The sequence below is a fragment of the Pelobacter seleniigenes DSM 18267 genome (assembly GCF_000711225.1).
GTDB classification, from domain to species: domain Bacteria; phylum Desulfobacterota; class Desulfuromonadia; order Desulfuromonadales; family Geopsychrobacteraceae; genus Seleniibacterium; species Seleniibacterium seleniigenes.
This window is the reverse complement of sequence record NZ_JOMG01000001.1, coordinates 365978-383842: the sequence shown is the minus strand read 5'-3', so window position 1 is coordinate 383842 and position 17865 is coordinate 365978. Positions and strand designations below refer to the sequence as shown.

Sequence of the window (17865 nt, the reverse complement as noted above, 5' to 3'; positions counted from 1 at the left end):
ATCATGTTCAAAAAAGTCCTGGTCGCCAACCGCGGCGAGATCGCCTGCCGGATTATCCGCACCCTGCGGCGGCTGGGGATCGCTGCGGTGGCCGTCTACTCCGAGGCCGACCGTCACGCGCCCCATGTCCGTCTGGCTGACGAAGCTTACTGCGTCGGCCCGGCTCCGGCCGCGGAAAGTTATCTCAACGCCGCTAAAATCGTCGCCCTGTGCCGCGAACATCAGGTCGATGCGGTCCATCCCGGGTACGGGTTTTTGAGTGAGAATACTGACTTCGCCAGCCAACTGGACGCGGTCGGGGTCCGCTTCATCGGCCCCACGGCCGAGCAGATCAGCCAGTTTGGTTTGAAGCACACCGCTCGGGAGCTGGCGCGCAGCAGTAACGTGCCGCTGCTCCCCGGCACTGAGCTTATCGAAGATCTTCCCGCTGCGCTGGCCGCGGCGGCCCAGATCGGCTACCCGGTGATGCTGAAAAGTACCGCCGGCGGGGGTGGGATCGGCCTGCAACTCTGTTATTCAGCTGCCGAACTGGAAAGCAAGTTTGCCAGCGTGCGCCGGCTCAGTCAGAACAACTTCAGCAACAGCGGGGTCTTTCTGGAAAAATACGTCGCCAAAGCCCGACATATCGAAGTGCAGATCTTCGGTGACGGCAAAGGGGAAGTGATCGCTCTGGGCGAGCGCGACTGTTCCCTGCAGCGGCGTAATCAGAAGGTCATTGAGGAAACTCCCGCGCCGGGCCTGTCCGACCTGCAACGGGCCGAGCTGGCCGCCTATGCCGTGCAGCTGGGGCGGGCGGTGAATTATGCCTCGGCCGGAACCGTCGAGTTCATCTACGACACCGGCAGTGACGCGGTTTACTTCCTTGAGGTCAACACCCGGTTGCAGGTCGAGCATGGTGTGACCGAAGAGGTCTTTGGCGTCGACCTGGTGGAATGGATGATCCGCCAGGCCGCCGATGAGCTGCCGCCGTTAAGTTCCCTGGTGCGGCAGCCGCAGGGGGCGGCCATCGAAGTGCGGGTTTATGCCGAAGATCCGGGCAAGGACTTTCAGCCCAGTTCCGGCACTCTGACCAAGGTGGTCTTTCCCGAAGATTGCCGGGTGGACGGCTGGGTCGAAACAGGCAGCGAGATCTCCCCCTTTTACGATCCCCTGCTCAGCAAACTGATCGTCAGCGGGGCGACCCGCGCCGAGGCCGTCGCCAAGCTCCAGCAGGTGCTGCAACACAGCGCCATCTACGGCATCGAGACCAACCTCGCTTACCTGACCCAGATCAGCACGACCTCGCTGTTCTGTGAAGGGCGGGTCCATACCAAGGCCCTGGACGCGCTCCCCTACCAGGCCAACACCATCAATGTGGTGCTGCCCGGCGCGCAGAGCAGTCTGCAGGACTATCCGGGCCGCCTCGGCTACTGGAATGTCGGGGTGCCGCCGAGCGGACCCATGGATCACTATTCTTTCCGCCTGCTCAATCGCATCGTCGGTAACGATGAAGGGGCCTGCGGGCTGGAGATGACCCTGACCGGGCCGGTGCTCAGCTTCAATTGTGAGACCGTCATCGCCCTGGGTGGTGCGCCCATGCGTGCGCTGCTCGACAGTGAACCTCTCCCCATGTGGCAGCCAGTCAGCGTGCGGCCGGGGCAGACTCTGGAACTGGCCGAGATCGACGGTCCCGGCCAGCGCAGCTACCTGGCCGTGCGCAACGGGTTTGACGCCCCCGATTATCTGGGCAGCAAGGCCACCTTCAGCCTCGGCCGGTTCGGCGGCCATGCCACGGCCGTGCTCAAGGCCGGGGATGTCCTGCGGGTGGCAGGGGAGGGAGCGGTGGCACCGGTGGTGAATACGGTCGCCGCCGGACTGTTGCCCGAGCTGACCAACGACTGGACCCTCAAGGTCCTTTACGGTCCCCATGGGGCTCCCGATTTCTTCACCACTGAGGATATCGAGACCTTCTTCGCCACCGCCTACGAGGTCCATTTCAACAGCGCCCGCACCGGGGTTCGGCTGATCGGGCCGAAACCGCACTGGGCGCGCGAGGATGGCGGCGAGGCCGGTTTGCACCCGTCCAATATTCATGATAACGCCTATGCCATCGGTACCGTCGACTTTACCGGCGATATGCCGATTATCCTCGGTCCGGATGGCCCGAGCCTGGGCGGCTTTGTCTGCCCGGCCACCATCATTCAGGCCGATCTGTGGAAGATCGGCCAGCTCAAACCTGGGGACAAAGTGCGTTTTGTGCAGGTCGATGAAACTGTGGCCACGGCCCAGCGCCAGGCCCAGGACACCGCCCTAGCCGGGCTCAAGCCGACGGCTCCCCAGCTTATTATCCCGAACAAGGCTGCGGGCGATCCGGCCAGTCCGATCCTGCGTCATGGTCAGGTCGGCGACATGGCCACCTGCTACCGGCGCTGCGGCGACGACTATCTGCTCATCGAATTCGGTCCCGCCCAGCTCGATCTCAACCTGCGCTTTCGGGTCCACACCCTTCAGCAGTGGGTTACCGAGCAGAAGATCGCCGGGATTATCGATCTGACTCCGGGCATCCGTTCCCTGCAGATTCACTACGATAGCCGTCTGCTCCCCTGCAGCAAGTTGATCGATATGCTGGCGGCTGCTGAACAGGAACTGCCGGCCATCGATGAAATCGTGGTGCCGAGCCGTACTGTCTATCTGCCCCTGTCGTGGGATGACGAGCAGACCCGCCTGGCGATCCGCAAATATCAGGAACTGGTCTATCCCGAAGCCCCCTGGTGTCCGTCCAACATCGAGTTCATTCGCCGTATCAACGGCCTTGCGGATGAGCAGGCGGTCAAGGATGTGCTGTTCAACGCCGATTACATGGTTCTCGGCCTGGGGGATGTTTACCTTGGCGCACCGGTGGCGACGCCTGTCGATCCGCGCCAGCGCCTGGTCACCACCAAATACAACCCGGCGCGAACCTGGACCCCGGAGAACGCGGTCGGCATCGGTGGGGCTTATCTTTGCGTTTACGGCATGGAAGGGCCGGGCGGCTACCAGTTTGTCGGCCGCACCATCCAGATGTGGAATCGCTTCCGTGCAACTGAGGTCTTCCCTCAGGGCAAGCCCTGGCTGCTGGAATTCTTTGACCGGATTCGGTTCTTCCCGGTCTCGGCCGAAGAGCTGCTTGACGCCCGTGACAAGTTTCCTCATGGCGAATACCAGGTGCGGATTGAAGAGGATCAGTTCAGCCTCAAGGATTACAACCGCTTCCTGGCGGATAATCATGAGTCCATCGCGGCCTTCAAGCAACATCAGCAAAGCTCCTTTGAAGCGGAGCGGCTGCGCTGGAAGGACCTGGGCCTGAGCGAGATTGTCGCCGAGCCCGATACCCCGCTCAGCGATGTCGAACCGGTCAAGGTGCCCGAGGGCTGTTTTATCGCCCCGGCCGCGGTGCCCGGCAATGTCTGGCAGGTCAAGGTGCAGCCCGGTGAACGGGTCGCGGCCGGGACCACACTGCTGGTGGTGGAATCGATGAAGATGGAACTGGATATCAAAACCCACAAGAGCGGCATTGTCCGCGAGCTGCTCTGTCAGCCGGGGCAGGCGCTCCAGGCCGGGCAGGCCGTGGCCGTCCTGGAGGAGGTCGCATCATGAAGATTGCCAGTCTGGAAATTCCCCGCTTGCGCGAGGCCTATAGCAACGGTCTGAGCCCAGTGGAAATGGTGGAAGAGGTATTGCAACGCTGCGCTGCCTACCCGGATCGGGCGGTCTGGATCAGCCGCGCCAGTCGTGAGCAATTGCTGGCACGGGCGCAGTGGCTGATCGAACAGCCCGGCGGGGTGGAAAACCTGCCGCTGTACGGCATCCCCTTTGCGGTCAAGGACAATATTGACTGCCTGGGTTTTGCCACCACCGCGGCCTGTCCCGCTTATGCTTATCAGCCTGACAGCGATGCTTTTGTAGTCGCCAAACTGCTGGCGGCCGGGGCGATCCTGATCGGCAAGACCAACCTCGATCAGTTCGCCACCGGTCTGGTCGGCACCCGTTCTCCCCATGGTGCTCCGCGCTGCGTGTTCGATGCCGATTACGTCTCCGGCGGGTCCAGCTCCGGCTCGGCCGTGGCGGTCGGTGCGGGGTTGGTCAGCTTTGCCCTGGGAACCGACACCGCCGGGTCTGGTCGGGTGCCTGCGGCCTTCAACAATCTGGTCGGGGTCAAACCCACCAAGGGACTGGTCAGCACCAGCGGCGTGGTCCCGGCCTGTCGCTCCCTCGACTGCGTCACCGTGTTCGCCGCCAGCTGCGGTGAAGCCGACCTGGTGCGCGGGATTATGCAGGGGGAGGATGACAGCGATCCTTATTCAAGAGCCATGCATGAGCGCTCGCTGCCCCTCGAACGATTCCGCTTCGGCTACCTGCCGCAGGATCAGCGCGAATTCTTCGGTGATGACGAGGCCGCTGCGCTTTACGCCGCCAGCATCAGTGCTTTACAGGCTCTTGGCGGGGAAGGGGTCGAGATCGATTATCGTCCTTTCCAGCAGAGTGCCGAACTGCTCTATTCCGGTCCCTGGGTCGCGGAACGGGCCGCCGCCATCGGTGACTTTCTGGCCGAACATGGCGCGGACATGGACCCGACCGTGCGCACCATTGTCGAAGGGGCAACCCGGATCAGCGGGGTGGAAGCGTTCAAGGGAGAGTATCGCCTGCGCGAGCTCGCCAAAATCTGCAACCGGCAATGGCAGCAGATGGATGTCATGCTGCTGCCGACCGCGCCGACCATTTACCGGGTTGAGGATGTGGCCGCAAATCCCATCGAACTCAACAGCCGCCTGGGCACCTATACCAACTTCGTCAACCTGCTCGACTGCAGCGCCGTGGCCGTCCCGGCCGGGTTCCGCGCCAGCAACGGCCTGCCCTTCGGCGTGACTCTGATTGCTCCGGCCTTTTGCGACAGCGACCTGGCCCGGTTGGCCGACCGCCTGCATCGTGCCGAGAGCGCATCGCTCCAGGTCGGGGGCACTGAATATCCACTGGCTGATGAATCAAAGATGAAGGAGAACCTTGCGGATGAGCTGATACAACTGGCCGTCGTCGGTGCCCACCTGAGCGGCCAGCCCCTCAACCATCAGCTGACCAGACGTGGGGCCAGGTTGCAGGCCACCACGAGAACGGCAGGCGACTACCGCCTTTACGCCCTGGCCGGAACCAAACCGGCCAAACCGGGCCTGATCCGTGACCCGGACTTTAGCGGGGCAGGGCTGGAGGTCGAGGTCTGGGCCCTGACCGCCGAGGCTTTCGGCGAGTTCACCGCAGAAGTTCCCGCCCCCTTGGGGATCGGCAGCCTGATCCTGGCGGATGGCTCAACGGTGAAAGGTTTTATCTGTGAACCCTGGGCCATCGCCGCCGCCGAGGAGATCACCCACTTGGGCGGCTGGCGCAATTACCTGACAGCGCAACAGGGCTGACGGCGCCGAAAGGGATCATCATGGGCTGGATCAACATCATCATCGCCGGTATCTTCGAGGTCTTTTTCGCCACCTGCCTGAAAGCGTCGGACAACTTCACCCGCATCCTCCCCGATACCGGCGTCATTCTCGGTGCGGGCTTAAGCCTCTATTTCCTTTCCCGCGCCATGCAGACCATCCCCATGGGCACCGCCTACGCCGTCTGGACCGGCATCGGTTCTATCGGTACTGTCATCCTCGGGATTGCCATCTACGGCGATCCCGTCAATTTCGGAAGGATGTTTTTTCTGTCGGTGTTGATCTTTTCGTTGGTCGGGTTGAAGTTTTATTCGGGGTGAATTGCTGAAATATAAAAATCTTGTAATGATGCTTGTTTGAGTGTAGTTTTATAGACGTTGTTTTTCAGGTATTCAAATGAAAAGCCGTAATTTGGGAGATTGGGGGATCTACAGATTGCGGCTCTTTTTGTTGGGGATGTGGTTATGAAGTGTGGGGGAATTTTTTAATTGTATCAAAATCCCGATAGATGGCTTCTGTACCGGTTTATACAGTCTGTATATATCTGGTAGGTAAGAGGTTGATATGCTTTTAAAGATATGAAATCCATGGTGGAAATTAAATTTATCGGAAATTCTGTAAAGGATTTTATATAGCTCTGACTTTCTGTGTTTGCAGTTTTATGCAGACTGTCTATTTACCGTTATGTGTCAGGGCCCTCTGATTCAAAGACATAGAGAGAAATATGGATATAAATTCTAGAACACCGGAAGTAAAAAAGTCCCATGGGGAGTCTTTGGTGAAATTAGGTGAGAAGCTCCAAGAGAGTGTCATATACGCTATTTTCGTAACACCTTTTCTTTACTTTGGTAAGGCGCTCTTTGAGGGAGAAAAAGAAAAAATATCAAACTATATAGCGGTAGTCGTTGATGGTTCTGATTTTCTAATAGTTTTGCTAATCCTAATGTCAGTCGCAGTTTGTTTTGGGATTTGGTTTAAAAATAAAGGCTACGACCTAATTGAGGCTGCAAACCGTGAATCAAACACATAACAAGGCCATTAAATTCGCTCCCTACGGTCGCCGGACGCTCGCAAGCTCGCGCCGTTTATGGCGGCGTTAGGGGCAACCAAGGAATCAAGCAATGTCAGAAAAAAATACTCCATTGATATCTAAAACGGCATTTAGCTGCCCTCATTGCGGAGCTTATACCACTCAGCATTGGTATCAATTGGTGGCTGACTCATATAGCGAAGAGCACAGGACACCGACCATTCCTTCTCTTGATATGGTAAAAGAGTTTGAAGAAGCAAGGGATATTCCTCAAGAAACGAAAGAGAGCTTCACTGCTGTCTCATAGATTGATCAATAAAAACAATGGCCTGGAGCCCACTTGTGTTACAATGAATTCGCCAAAATCACATTGAAAACAAGGAGTTCCAAGCCATGGCGCATTGTAGCACTGTTCTTTCTCAAATTGTACGTATTTTCCCGAGACATGAATTTCAGGCTCTGGCAAACAAACATCACGCCGGTCAGAAATTCCGCTCGTTTTCCCGTTGGACTCAATTTATAGCCCTGTTGACAGCCCAACTGACCGGCCGCAACAGTCTAAGGGATATTACCGATAATATCGCGGCTCAAGGCAGCAAGCTCTACCACCTTGGTGTCAGGCCATTCAGCCGGGCAACCTTGGCCAGAGCGAATGAAACACAGCCTCATCAGATGTACGAGGCCTTGTTTCAGCAGTTATTGGCTCGCTGCCAGAGTTGCGCACCGCGAAAGCGGTTTAAGTTCAAGGAGAAGCTCTTTCTCCTGGATGCATCAATGATTGACCTGACGCTGTCCCTGTTTCCCTGGGCAAAGTACCGCAAAGAGAAAGGGGCCGCTAAACTTCATATCGGTCTGGATGCAGACGGCTATTTGCCAGCCTTTGTCGATCTGACTGAAGGCAAGGAGCATGAAATCAAGGTCGCTCGGCAACTGGGCTTTCCCAAGGGCTCCTACGTTGTTTTCGACCGGGGCTACACTGACTACACATGGTATCAGGAGCTCACGAAAGCAGAAGTCCGCTTTGTCGCCCGGCTGAAAAGCAATGCGGTCACCATTCCCGGCAAGAAGCGTCGGGGCCGGAAAAGTCCAGGGGTCCTCTTGGATCAACAGATTCAGCTGCAAGGCATCGTGGGAACTTTCCGCAAGGTCGTGTATCTGGATGCGGAGACCGACATCACTTACGAATTTGTGACCAATGCGCTGGACATTCCAGCGGCAACGGTCGCTGAATTGTACAAAGAACGCTGGCAGATTGAGCTGTTCTTCAAATGGATCAAGCAAAACCTGCGCATCAAGAGCTTTCTGGGAACCTCGCGCAATGCCGTGATGACTCAGCTCTGGATTGCCCTGTGTGCGTATCTGGTGCTGGCGTTCTTGAAATTTCAAGCGAAGATCGGGTAAAAACTAGGGACACTGCCCCTATTTAACCGTTGTCTTAAGGCTGCAATGCCGCTACACTCCCACTCATGCCAAGAATCGCTCGCATCGTTGCTCCCGGATACCCTCACCATGTCACCCAGCGTGGCAATAACCGCTCTATTGTCTTTTTCGACGACGAGGACAGGCAGACCTACCTGCAATTGCTGGGCAAATACAGCAAAGCATTTCATTTACACATTTGGGCTTATTGCCTGATGGATAACCATGTTCATCTGTTGGTTGTCCCGGAAAAAGAAAACGCGCTTGCCCGTGGTGTCGGTTTGACCAATCAGGTCTATACGCAATATCTCAATCGTAAGCTGAATCAGAGCGGTCGTATTTGGCAGAATCGCTTTTTCTCCTGCATTGTTGAAAACGACGAATACCTTTGGATCGTAGCACGGTACATTGAACGAAATCCGATCAAGGTCGGTCTGGTGGACTATGCCGAGGATTATCGTTGGTCCAGCGCCAAAGCCCATTTGACACTGGAGCAAGACGATCTTTTACAGGAGCCGTCCTGGTTGGAAGAAACAGACAGAGGCCGGTATGCCGAATTCATTCTGAACAGCGATGAGGACGCGGAAAACAAGCTGCGTAGCGCCACCCGCACCGGTCGCCCATTCGGCTCGGAAAACTTTATTGACAACATGGAATATCAGTTGAATGCCACATTGAGGCCCCGTAAGCCGGGGAGACCTAGAAAAACTGGGGAGTGTCCCGAATGGCGCTAGTTTAAGCAACTTCGCAGTAAACTCGGGACTGTCCCCAGGGGCATCGGGGGGCTGTCCCAAGAGTTTACGAGCCATGAAACTGTAGGGGGTAGCACCGCAAAGACCTGGGACAGCCCCCGTGCGGGGACAGTCCCGGTTTTGCTGCCATCTGCTCTTAAACTAGCGCCATTCGGGAGTGTCCCTAATATCTCCCATGGGTTCCTCTCTTTCCTCAGTGCGTGGCTGTCCACCTTAATGCACTGTCCGAAAAATTGGTACCAGCTCTGAGGGAGTGCAATGGACTGGAATTCTTTCTTGCGTAAAAAAGGAAAAAACCGTCAAAAAAATAGTGCCGACCCACAGTTGGCAATCGGCACTATTCGCATACCTTTAAAACTCAATTACAGATCCAGTGCTTCATATCTTGAAACTTTTCTATTTTATATCGACTCCAAGAATGACACTCAGCTCCTCTTTAAAAGCGTGAACTTCCTGCTCCAGAGTCATAATTCGAACAACCGCTTCACGAGCACCAGCCTCCCCGACATAGAAGAAGTGATTCCCCTTAAAAGTTTCAGAAGAAAGGCGTTGTGGAGCAGTCCTCACCAAATTAGTAAGACTCCTAAATTTGCTCTCTGAAAGTTTTTTCAGATCAATACCTTTGCAGTAATCCCATGTAATTTTATTTGCAATATAAACTGCCCATGCGGAAGAATCAGTCATTGCATGACGGCCATCTACTGCACTAGCTGGCATTACCGTTGCCACTAGCGGAAAATTTGCATAATCATAAGGTTTCGCTTCTTCGATCTCTTCCCAAAAATTACGTACAAACTCTTTCTCACCTTTTTTATATCTCAGACCATAGCCTTGGAGTTGAACAGGAATATTGCCAGTATACTCATCTTCAAATATTTTCCATGGGATAATTACACGACCACCATTTAAAGATTCATTAGCCTTGACCTGTGCGTACCAGTTCGGCACATCTTTAGACCTATCCGCTAAACCGCTCGGTGCCATAGCAATTTTCTTACTCATGCCAACAAGTCCGATAGTCGGAGGTGTTGCTGCAAAGGAGATATAAAAATCAAGGTCCATTCCAATTTCTTTAGCAGCCGCACCAAACGGTTGAGCTACTTTTCCAGCCATACTCCATCCAATGAGAATGACTTTACCACTTAATCCGTTGTCAATTAAGATTTTATGTGTAATTTCAGCAGCTTGTTTCCCCCAATCTTGTATGGTGAAATTGGGGTATGTATTGTTCATTAATCCGCTCTTAGTTTCAATTGGGTATGAAATTGCCAAAAAATTATAGCCCTGCTCATGAAGCCAAAATTGAATAAAATCTTGCTTGCGCGATCCCTCATGTCCATAAGCAACCCGCGCGGTATGGTGAGCTCCTGGGACAAAAACGACCAAAGGCTTATTGGGGTCTCCTTTTTCAAATTTAACCACTGCTGGGAACCCTGCGGCCTCAATAGTTTCCTCACCAGGCCAGAGAGCTGACGCATTTGCAATCGATGATAAAAAGAGAAAAAGTGAAATCAAGATTGTTAAATTTACCAGAATTTTTTGCTTCATACGTACCTCCCGAGTCAATGCATCCTTAAACAACATCATCACTTCCTCCTTATCATCTTTGATAGTGCCCGTAGGCAATTAGGTTACCACCCTCAAAATTGAAGGCAGACAGAGAAGCCTCGCCAGGCTCTCTTAAATAGCTTCTATAAATATATCGCTACTTCAACAGTCTTGCTAAAAAAAACACTTGAAAAACTAGGGACACTGCCCCTATTTAACCGTTGTCTTAAGACGGCAATGCCGCTACACTCCCCTCATGCCAAGAATCGCTCGCATCGTTGCTCCCGGATACCCTCACCATGTCACCCAGCGCGGCAATAACCGCTCTATTGTCTTTTTCGACGACGAGGACAGGCAGACCTACCTGCAATTGCTGGATAAGTACAGCAAAGCATTTCATTTACACATTTGGGCTTATTGCCTGATGGATAACCATGTTCATCTGTTGGTTGTCCCGGAAAAAGAAAACGCGCTTGCCCGTGGTGTCGGTTTGACCAATCAGGTCTATACGCAATATCTCAATCGTAAGCTGAATCAGAGCGGTCGTATTTGGCAGAATCGCTTTTTCTCCTGCATTGTCGAAAACGACGAATATCTTTGGATCGTGGCACGGTACATTGAACGTAATCCGATCAAGGTCGGTCTGGTGGGCTATGCCGAGGATTATCGTTGGTCCAGCGCAAAAGCTCATTTGACACTGGCTCAGGACGATCTTTTACAGGAGCCATCCTGGTTGGAAGAAACAGACAGAAGCCGGTATGCCGAATTCATTCTGAACAGCGATGAGGAAGCGGAAAGCAGACTGCGTAGCGCCACCCGCACCGGTCGCCCATTCGGCTCGGAGAACTTTATTGACAGCATGGAATATCAGTTGGATGCCACATTGAGGCCCCGTAAGCCTGGGAGACCTAGAAAAACGGGGAAGTGTTTGAATGCATAAGTAAGAAAGCGGAAGCCTCCAACTGGCGGACGGCTCATAATGAGCGGCAGGGTCGAATCAATCGCACCGAGTCAGACCCAGAGAGGAGGCTTCCATGGAAAGTATTTACTACATCGGCTTGGACGTCCACAAGAAAACCATTGCTTTCTGTATTAAAACCCTGAGCGGAAAGAACGTTCGACAAGGGGTTGTGAACGCAGAACGAAACGCACTACGACACTGGCTGGCAGAATTGTCTTGTCCCTGGATGGGAGCCATGGCGGCAACGCTGTTTACCGGCTGGATTTACGATTTTCTCAAGCCCCACGCCGTTGAGTTAAAAGTCGCGCACCCGGAAATGCTCAAAGCGATTACCGCGGCCAAAAAGAAGAACGACCGGGCTGATGCAGAGAAGTTGGCGGATCTTCTGCGCGTCAATCTTCTGCCGGAATGCCACATGATGTCCGAAGAGCTACGGGAATTGCGGCGCACTCTTCGCTATCGGAACATGGTCGTTCGCACAGCAGCGCAGATGAAGAACAAAATGGCCGGGTTGATGATGGAGGTCGGCGCGACCTACGACAAAAAACGGCTGTATGGGAGCAAATACTTCAATCAACTGATGGGGCGGGTAGAAGCTGTGCCCGATTCGGTCAAAGAGCTGTTACAACTGAGCCGCAGCAATCTTGAGCTGTTTACCGCCATCCAGAAGAAACTGGTTCGGACTCTTCGAGAGAATGAGCTGATTCGACGGAGGGTTGAGCTTTTGATGAGTATTGCCGGGGTTGGAGAGATCATGGCTTTGACCTGGGTGTTGGAGATCGGTGATCCAACCCGCTTTCACTCCAGTCGGGAAGCCATCAGCTATTGCGGACTCTGCAGTGCACAACGGGAATCGGCCGGGAAAGAACAACGCGGGCCACTCTCCAAAAAACGCAACAAGCACCTGCAGACCATGCTCATTGAAGCCGCTAAGCTAGCCCCACGATGGAATATTCAACTGGCGGAATTGCATGAAAAAGAGTTGACCAAAGGCAATTGCAACCGAGCCACTTTAGCTGTTGCACGCAAGCTGGTTGAATATCTGTTGGCCGTTGATCGACGTGGTACTGCTTTTGAGGAGAGACAATCTCAGGTCGCCTGAGTTGAAGAAAAACAGATCATCTTTACATCAAACGATCTTCCCGCCGGGCCTTGCGGATTAGGGACTACGTGAGCTTCGCTGCACGACATTGGGAGTGTGTCAAGGCTGGCGGGTTGGCCCAAACTCAATCTTCTGTGAAGGAATGATATCCCGGAGACAGCACATGGATGTCTGGTCGCTGATTTAGCGGACCAAAAGAACGGATCAAAAAGATCGAAGGATGCAAGGGACAAGGAAAAACAGAGTCGCCACCGGGAGTAGGCCCGCGAGGTCAGGGAAACCTCCGTTTTCCCCTTGACTTTACTTATCATGGATGTCCCTGATTTTCCCGTCAGGAAGGAGACAAAAGTGACATGGCTGAAAAACAACATCGGATAAATAATGACCCTGTAAGGTTGGATATTTTCGCTCTACCGGAAAGTTCCGCCGCCGTTCTTGACAGCCTCTATGATGTCCTTTGTTCGGCGATATGTGGACATTCCTGACGTGTGAAAAAGCAGCCACAACCGACTAATCCGAATTTTTGCGCCGCAAACGGAGCTTTTTTGATGGCTCATCACATTGGGACACTACGTTGCAATCCGGATGGACATGCATGACAAAACAGAGTGCTGCAGCATTCGAAAATTAGCCGATAGGATCACTTAATGCACTTCGCGGCCTTCCTTTCCAAATCCTCTGTTTTACTAACATGGAAACCGTCGATAAAATCTGCAATCTTGCCACATTGATAAGATGCGATCCAGAGGCCTCTCTTCTCTCTAATAGATAAGCAGTTCTTGTAAATTTTGGTTTTGTGATTGGAATCGCTACAAGGCTTCCAGCCTCCAGTTCTGGTGCTGCTGCTGCTCGAGATAACACCATTCCCATCTTTCTGATAATACTCTGTCGAATCAAGAGATTTCCGGCATCAATTGAGAGAACGTGCAGTTCCAGCCCTGCTTCAGAAGCCGCAGACTCCAACATGTGGCGCGTAGAATGCATTCGACTGGGGGCGACCAAGGGCAGTTGAGCGATATCTTGAATTGAGACTGTACTAGGCAACCCCGCCGCCAGGTCTGGCGTTACGATCAAGAAAAGATCTTCATCCAGAAGCGGTGTCGCGTGGATACCAGCTTTTCTGGGTCTTTGAAACACAATGGAAAAATCAGTGTCGCCATTCTCCAGCCATCCCTCAAGGTAACCCGACATTGCCTCAGTCACCGATAAGTCAATATTAGGCAGTTCAGAGGTGAAATTTTCGATTAGCGGTGTGGCTAGAACCGGCGTGATTGACGGCGGCATTCCGATGGTAACCTTGCCCGAGGGTGATGATAGCCAATCGTGCATTTCCTGATTGGCCTCATACAATAAGCTCTCGATTTTTTCCGAAAATTGCAAGAGAACTTTGCCCTGACCTGTTGGTGAAACGCCCCGCGAATGTCGGGTCAGAAGTTGGGTGTCGCAGGCCTGTTCGAGTCTGTGGATACGTTGAGTGACAGCGGACTGAACTGTGTTCAGTTCGCGCGCTGCAGCACTGATACTGCGTGTGCGGCACACAACGATGAAATCACCAAGAAGATGTATGTCCCGAAAGTCAACCATACTCATCTCATACCGTGATATCACTTATTATGCAATATTATTTTATTAAATATGCTAAGACATTTATGCTTACTTGACACTATAAAAGGATCCCTCGACGGGCGAGGCGAGCTAACAATGGAGGAGAATGGAAATATGAGAAATCTTGTAGCGATTCTTCTAATGAGCATGGTGGCATTTCTCAGTACAAATGCGGCGGCTGCAGATTACAAGCTTGACATCGCGTTAGAATCGGCACCGACGCATGTTCGCAGCAAGGCGATGGTCAAGTTCGCTGAGGAACTGCGCAAACGATCGAAAGGTGCGATCGAGGTGAATGTCTACTCGTCTGGTTCAAAGTACAGTGGTGCTACAGTTCCAATCGCGCTGGCTCAGGGTGCCATTGATATGGGTGCCCCGCTCCATCAACATCTGACCAAAGTCATTCCTGAAGCAAATGTGCCGCTTTTGCCGATGTTCTATGGCGTAGACGCCGAAACGATCCGCAAATTATGGGATGGCCCTGCTGGCAAGAAGCTTAATCAGTTGATCGAATCAAAACTGCAGGTGAAAGTCATTGGTGGCTATTTTGATTTAGGTTTTGGAAGTGTCTTTACGACTTCAAAGAAAATAATGGTTCCTGAAGATATGGTCGGATTAAAGATGCGTGTGCCGGGTGGTGCCGCCACGACACAACGATACAAAGCTCTCGGGGCGACGCCAGTGATTATCTCATGGGGAGACGTTCCACAGGCGTTGCAGCGAGGCACAGTTGATGGGATTTGGAGTACACAGGAATCGGTCCGTAGCTCAAAGCTGTTTGACAGCGGCATAAAATACGGGTTCGAGGACCGGCAGGCCTTCCTTCAATATGTTCCGATGATTTCAAAGAAGGCTTGGAACAGTTATTCTTCCGAAATTCAGCAATTGATTGAAGAGACTTGGAATGATTTGGTCGCTGATGCGCGGAAAACAGCGCTGGACATTCAGTTTGAAGCACGGAGGGTCAACGCTGAGAATGGGATTGAAACTGTGGATCCCGATCCGGTCGTCCTCAAAGCGACACGCGAAAAACTCATGATGGGCCAACCTGCACTTGTCAAAGAACTTGGTATCAACCCCGATTTTATCGAGCTGGTTTTATCCGAGCTCACCAAGCTTTCGAACTGAGTCGTCTCTCACCGGACAATTTCCAACGTCTTTGAATAATCGTAGCGCATCGGAAATGATCTCGATGCGCTACCACCGGCACCGGGTTGGGGAAAGGAAGTTATGAAAACAATTGGATACATTAGCCGAGGTGCCGAGTTCATTTCCGGCATCATCGGCTTAATTGCTCTGTTTGTAGTGTGTTATGAAGTCGTGGGCAGATATTTTGCGCCGTCGATTCTTACTGACTGGGGCGCGGAGGTCACCGTTTACGCCGTAATCTGGGGTGTTTTTCTGTCTTTCGGGGAGCTAGCCCGACGTGGCGAGCATATTAGTGCAGACTTCTTGGTTGCGAACTTAAAGGGCGTGGGGCACAAAATATACCGTACTGTAATGTTGATAGTTGGCTTCTGCTTTTCAGCAGTTCTTGTTTGGGCTGGGTGGCAGATGGTGTCATTCGCTCTCATGATCGGTGAGACTGGTGACACATCGCTGCAATTCCCTAAGGCACTTTATTATCTCGCATTGCCTGTTGGTATGCTGCTGCAATGTATTGTTTATGGGGCACAATTAGTGTCCCGTAAGTCCACCGATACAGAATCGTTAGAGGTCTAGTCATATGGAATATATCATTGTGACTGTTGTTTTGCTTGCCATGCTTGCAGCGGGAGTCCCAGTTTATATCGTATTAGGGGTGATATCGGGCGGCTTGATCGTGTTTGAAGGCGTCCCAATCATGAGTGTTTCCCAGATTTATATGGATCACCTGAATTCTCTAACGTTACTGGCCATCCCATTCTTCATTATGTCTGCGACGTTCATGGAACGCGGTGGAATTGCTGCCTCACTCATGGATTTCGCAAAAGTCGTGGTGGGACGAATGACTGGCGGCCTTGCGGTTGCCGGTGTTTTGGCAACCACAGTGTTTGCAGCGATATGTGGTTCCTCAGTCGCCACAGCCGTTGCTATGGGCGTTATCCTCGTGCCAGCGATGGTTGACCAGAAGTACGACCGGTCTTTTGCGGTTGGTTTGATCGGTGCATCTGGCACTTTGGGCATTTTGATCCCACCAAGTTTGGCCTTTATAGTCTATGCAATGATTGCCGAACAATCGGTCCCGCGGCTGTTCTTGGCTGGACTTATTCCGGGACTGATTCAGGCGGGCCTGTTCATCATTTATGCAATTATGACGTCAAGGCGAAAAGACTATCTAAAGTCATCACAGATAGGCAGGAAAGAGGCGCTGCAGCGTTCTTGGGCAGCCCTCCCGGCACTGTCCATCCCAGTGGTCATCTTAGGTGGTATTTATTCGGGCATCGTAACAGTGACCGAGGCTGCAGGGGTCGCGGCCTTGCTATCGATCATCGTTAGCGTCGTTTTTTATGATGGATGCAAACTACGTGATGTTATACCGATAATTGGAATATCGATGCGTCGGACCGCAACGATCCTCGCGATCATAATGACGGCTATCACCTTTGGTCACTGGCTGACTGGATCAGGTGGGCCGCAGCAACTCGCCGAATTCATTGTTAGAGCAAATCTCAAGCCATGGCAGTTTCTGATCGTCGTTAATATATTCTTCCTTGTCCTGGGGACATTCCTCGAAGTGATGGCGATCATGTTGATCACTTTGCCGATCATTTTGCCAATTCTGGGGGCACTTGGCATTGATCCAATCCACTTCGGAGTTGTGATGGTTGTCAACATGGAGCTAGCGCTGATCACACCACCTATCGGCCTCAATCTTTTTGTACTTTCGTCGTCGACATCGACACCGTTGGCTGAAGTAACCCGAGGTGTACTACCTTTCATTATCATCATGCTGCTGCTATTGATTTTCGTGACGTACGTGCCCCAGGTGTCGCTCTGGCTTCCAACGCTGGTTTATAGATGAAGCACGTTTTGAATTTTCCATTCCAATACACAGGGGATAGTAGACAGTGAAAAAGATAACTGTCAGAGAATATGATTTTTTCTACGTTGAAGAGGGGAGTGGACCCACAGTTGTTTTCATCCACGGATCGGCCTTGGATATGCGATACTGGAAAGACACCATCGCCTCGCTATCTGAGACCCACCGCTGCATTGCTCTGAGCAGACGGTTCCACTGGCCGTTGCCAAATACGACGTTAGACGGCACCTATCGCGCACTAGATCAGGCCGAGGATGTGATCGCCTTTCTGGAGAAAATTGGTCGTGGACCCATTAATCTCATCGGTCATTCCTATGGCGGTTATCTTGCAGCCCGTGTTGCCAGCTTGCGTCCTGATCTGGTCACTTCGCTCGTATTGATGGAGCCTGGCGGTTCCATAGAAGGCCAGGGACCAGTGCAATCTTTGGCACCGAAGCAAAATGCCGCACTGAAAATGCTGATGGATGGCAAGATGCGTGATGGCGTGGCTTGTTACCTAGACAGTGTTTGTGGAGAGCCTAAATGGGAGGATCGCTCGCCTGAGTTGAAATCGATTTCTCTTGCGAATGCACAATCACTGATCCTTCAGATGCAAGACAAGGAACGGCCTCCGCTATCTGTTGCGTTATTGAGTGCCATTTCTGCGCCGACGTTGGTGCTCGCCGGAGCGCTATCGCTGAGCCCGTTTCCTACAGTGGCTCGTCGAGCAGCGGAGCTTATCCCAAATGCCCGCTTTCAAGAAATACCAAAAGCTGCACATCTTGTAAATATCGATAACTTAGAAGCTTTTTTGGAGGCCATCACCACATTCCTAAATTGAGTTGATTTGGGATTTCCCAAGGGAACATTGACCTGCCAATTCTGACTTATCAGAATCGAGAGTCAACAAACTTTATTTATATTCCTGAATCGGAGAAAGGTCATTTTAAAACTAAGAAGTTATGAAGTGAATTATTCGGATATTTTAAACCTTTCCATTTATATT

14 protein-coding genes and 1 pseudogene are annotated in these 17865 nt (G+C 52.5%); 13 read left to right on the top strand and 2 right to left on the bottom strand.

Annotated features, from left to right (window positions below; translation table 11 throughout):
• The first annotated feature begins 3 nt into the window (after window positions 1-3).
• The 7 genes and pseudogenes from uca to N909_RS0101655 all read left to right on the top strand — a co-directional run bounded on the left by uca (window position 4) and on the right by N909_RS0101655 (window position 8624).
• Window positions 4-3615 (top strand): urea carboxylase, encoded by a 3612-nt coding sequence (uca, locus tag N909_RS0101680; RefSeq protein WP_029910420.1) that lies wholly within the window; start codon window positions 4-6, stop codon window positions 3613-3615.
• Window positions 3612-5423, top strand: a complete 1812-nt coding sequence (atzF, locus tag N909_RS0101675; RefSeq protein ID WP_029910417.1) for an allophanate hydrolase — start codon at window positions 3612-3614, stop codon at window positions 5421-5423. The genes uca and atzF overlap by 4 nt, the downstream gene beginning before the upstream one ends.
• Window positions 5424-5443: 20 nt before the next feature.
• Window positions 5444-5761 carry a DMT family transporter gene (locus tag N909_RS0101670; RefSeq protein WP_029910414.1) on the top strand — a complete coding sequence of 106 codons (318 nt, stop codon included), beginning with the start codon at window positions 5444-5446 and terminating at the stop codon, window positions 5759-5761.
• 404 nt (window positions 5762-6165) lie between these two features.
• Window positions 6166-6471: a hypothetical protein gene (locus N909_RS0101665; RefSeq protein ID WP_029910411.1), complete on the top strand. Its 306-nt coding sequence runs from the start codon at window positions 6166-6168 to the stop codon at window positions 6469-6471.
• Window positions 6472-6562: 91 nt separating this feature from the next.
• Window positions 6563-6778: a hypothetical protein gene (locus N909_RS25145; protein ID WP_211253906.1), complete on the top strand. Its 216-nt coding sequence runs from the start codon at window positions 6563-6565 to the stop codon at window positions 6776-6778.
• Between the two features lie 86 nt (window positions 6779-6864).
• Window positions 6865-7869, top strand: a pseudogene (locus tag N909_RS0101660) (IS4 family transposase); the annotation flags it as partial.
• 68 nt (window positions 7870-7937) lie between these two features.
• A complete protein-coding gene (locus N909_RS0101655; RefSeq protein WP_029910405.1) occupies window positions 7938-8624 on the top strand; it encodes a transposase in 687 nt (228 codons plus the stop codon).
• Window positions 8625-9038: 414 nt separating this feature from the next.
• Here the strand turns inward: N909_RS0101655 and N909_RS0101650 are convergent, their stop codons facing one another.
• On the bottom strand, window positions 9039-10229 hold the full coding sequence (locus N909_RS0101650) for an alpha/beta fold hydrolase (protein WP_029910402.1): 1191 nt from the start codon (window positions 10227-10229) through the stop codon (window positions 9039-9041).
• A 217-nt stretch (window positions 10230-10446) separates the two neighbouring features.
• Here N909_RS0101650 and N909_RS0101645 point away from each other — a divergent pair, with 217 nt between their 5' ends.
• The gene (locus N909_RS0101645) at window positions 10447-11130 is read left to right on the top strand and encodes a transposase (RefSeq protein ID WP_029910400.1); all 684 of its coding nucleotides are present in this window, start codon (window positions 10447-10449) and stop codon (window positions 11128-11130) included.
• A 94-nt stretch (window positions 11131-11224) separates the two neighbouring features.
• Entirely contained in the window at window positions 11225-12253 is a 1029-nt protein-coding gene (locus N909_RS0101640) for an IS110 family RNA-guided transposase (protein ID WP_029910397.1), read from the top strand.
• 627 nt (window positions 12254-12880) lie between these two features.
• Here the strand turns inward: N909_RS0101640 and N909_RS0101635 are convergent.
• Complete coding sequence (locus tag N909_RS0101635) at window positions 12881-13843, bottom strand: LysR family transcriptional regulator (protein ID WP_084167339.1); 963 nt, start codon at window positions 13841-13843, stop codon at window positions 12881-12883.
• A 129-nt stretch (window positions 13844-13972) separates the two neighbouring features.
• On the opposite strand from N909_RS0101635, the gene dctP reads away from it, so the two are divergent.
• From dctP to N909_RS0101615, 4 genes are all read left to right on the top strand, one after another.
• Window positions 13973-14986, top strand: a complete 1014-nt coding sequence (gene dctP, locus N909_RS0101630) for a TRAP transporter substrate-binding protein DctP (RefSeq protein ID WP_162179097.1) — start codon at window positions 13973-13975, stop codon at window positions 14984-14986.
• A gap of 102 nt (window positions 14987-15088) precedes the next feature.
• Window positions 15089-15580 carry a TRAP transporter small permease gene (locus N909_RS0101625; RefSeq protein ID WP_029910388.1) on the top strand — a complete coding sequence of 164 codons (492 nt, stop codon included), beginning with the start codon at window positions 15089-15091 and terminating at the stop codon, window positions 15578-15580.
• Between the two features lie 4 nt (window positions 15581-15584).
• Entirely contained in the window at window positions 15585-16862 is a 1278-nt protein-coding gene (locus N909_RS0101620) for a TRAP transporter large permease (protein ID WP_029910385.1), read from the top strand.
• 46 nt (window positions 16863-16908) lie between these two features.
• A complete protein-coding gene (locus N909_RS0101615) occupies window positions 16909-17700 on the top strand; it encodes an alpha/beta fold hydrolase (RefSeq protein ID WP_029910382.1) in 792 nt (263 codons plus the stop codon).
• Window positions 17701-17865 lie beyond the last annotated feature (165 nt).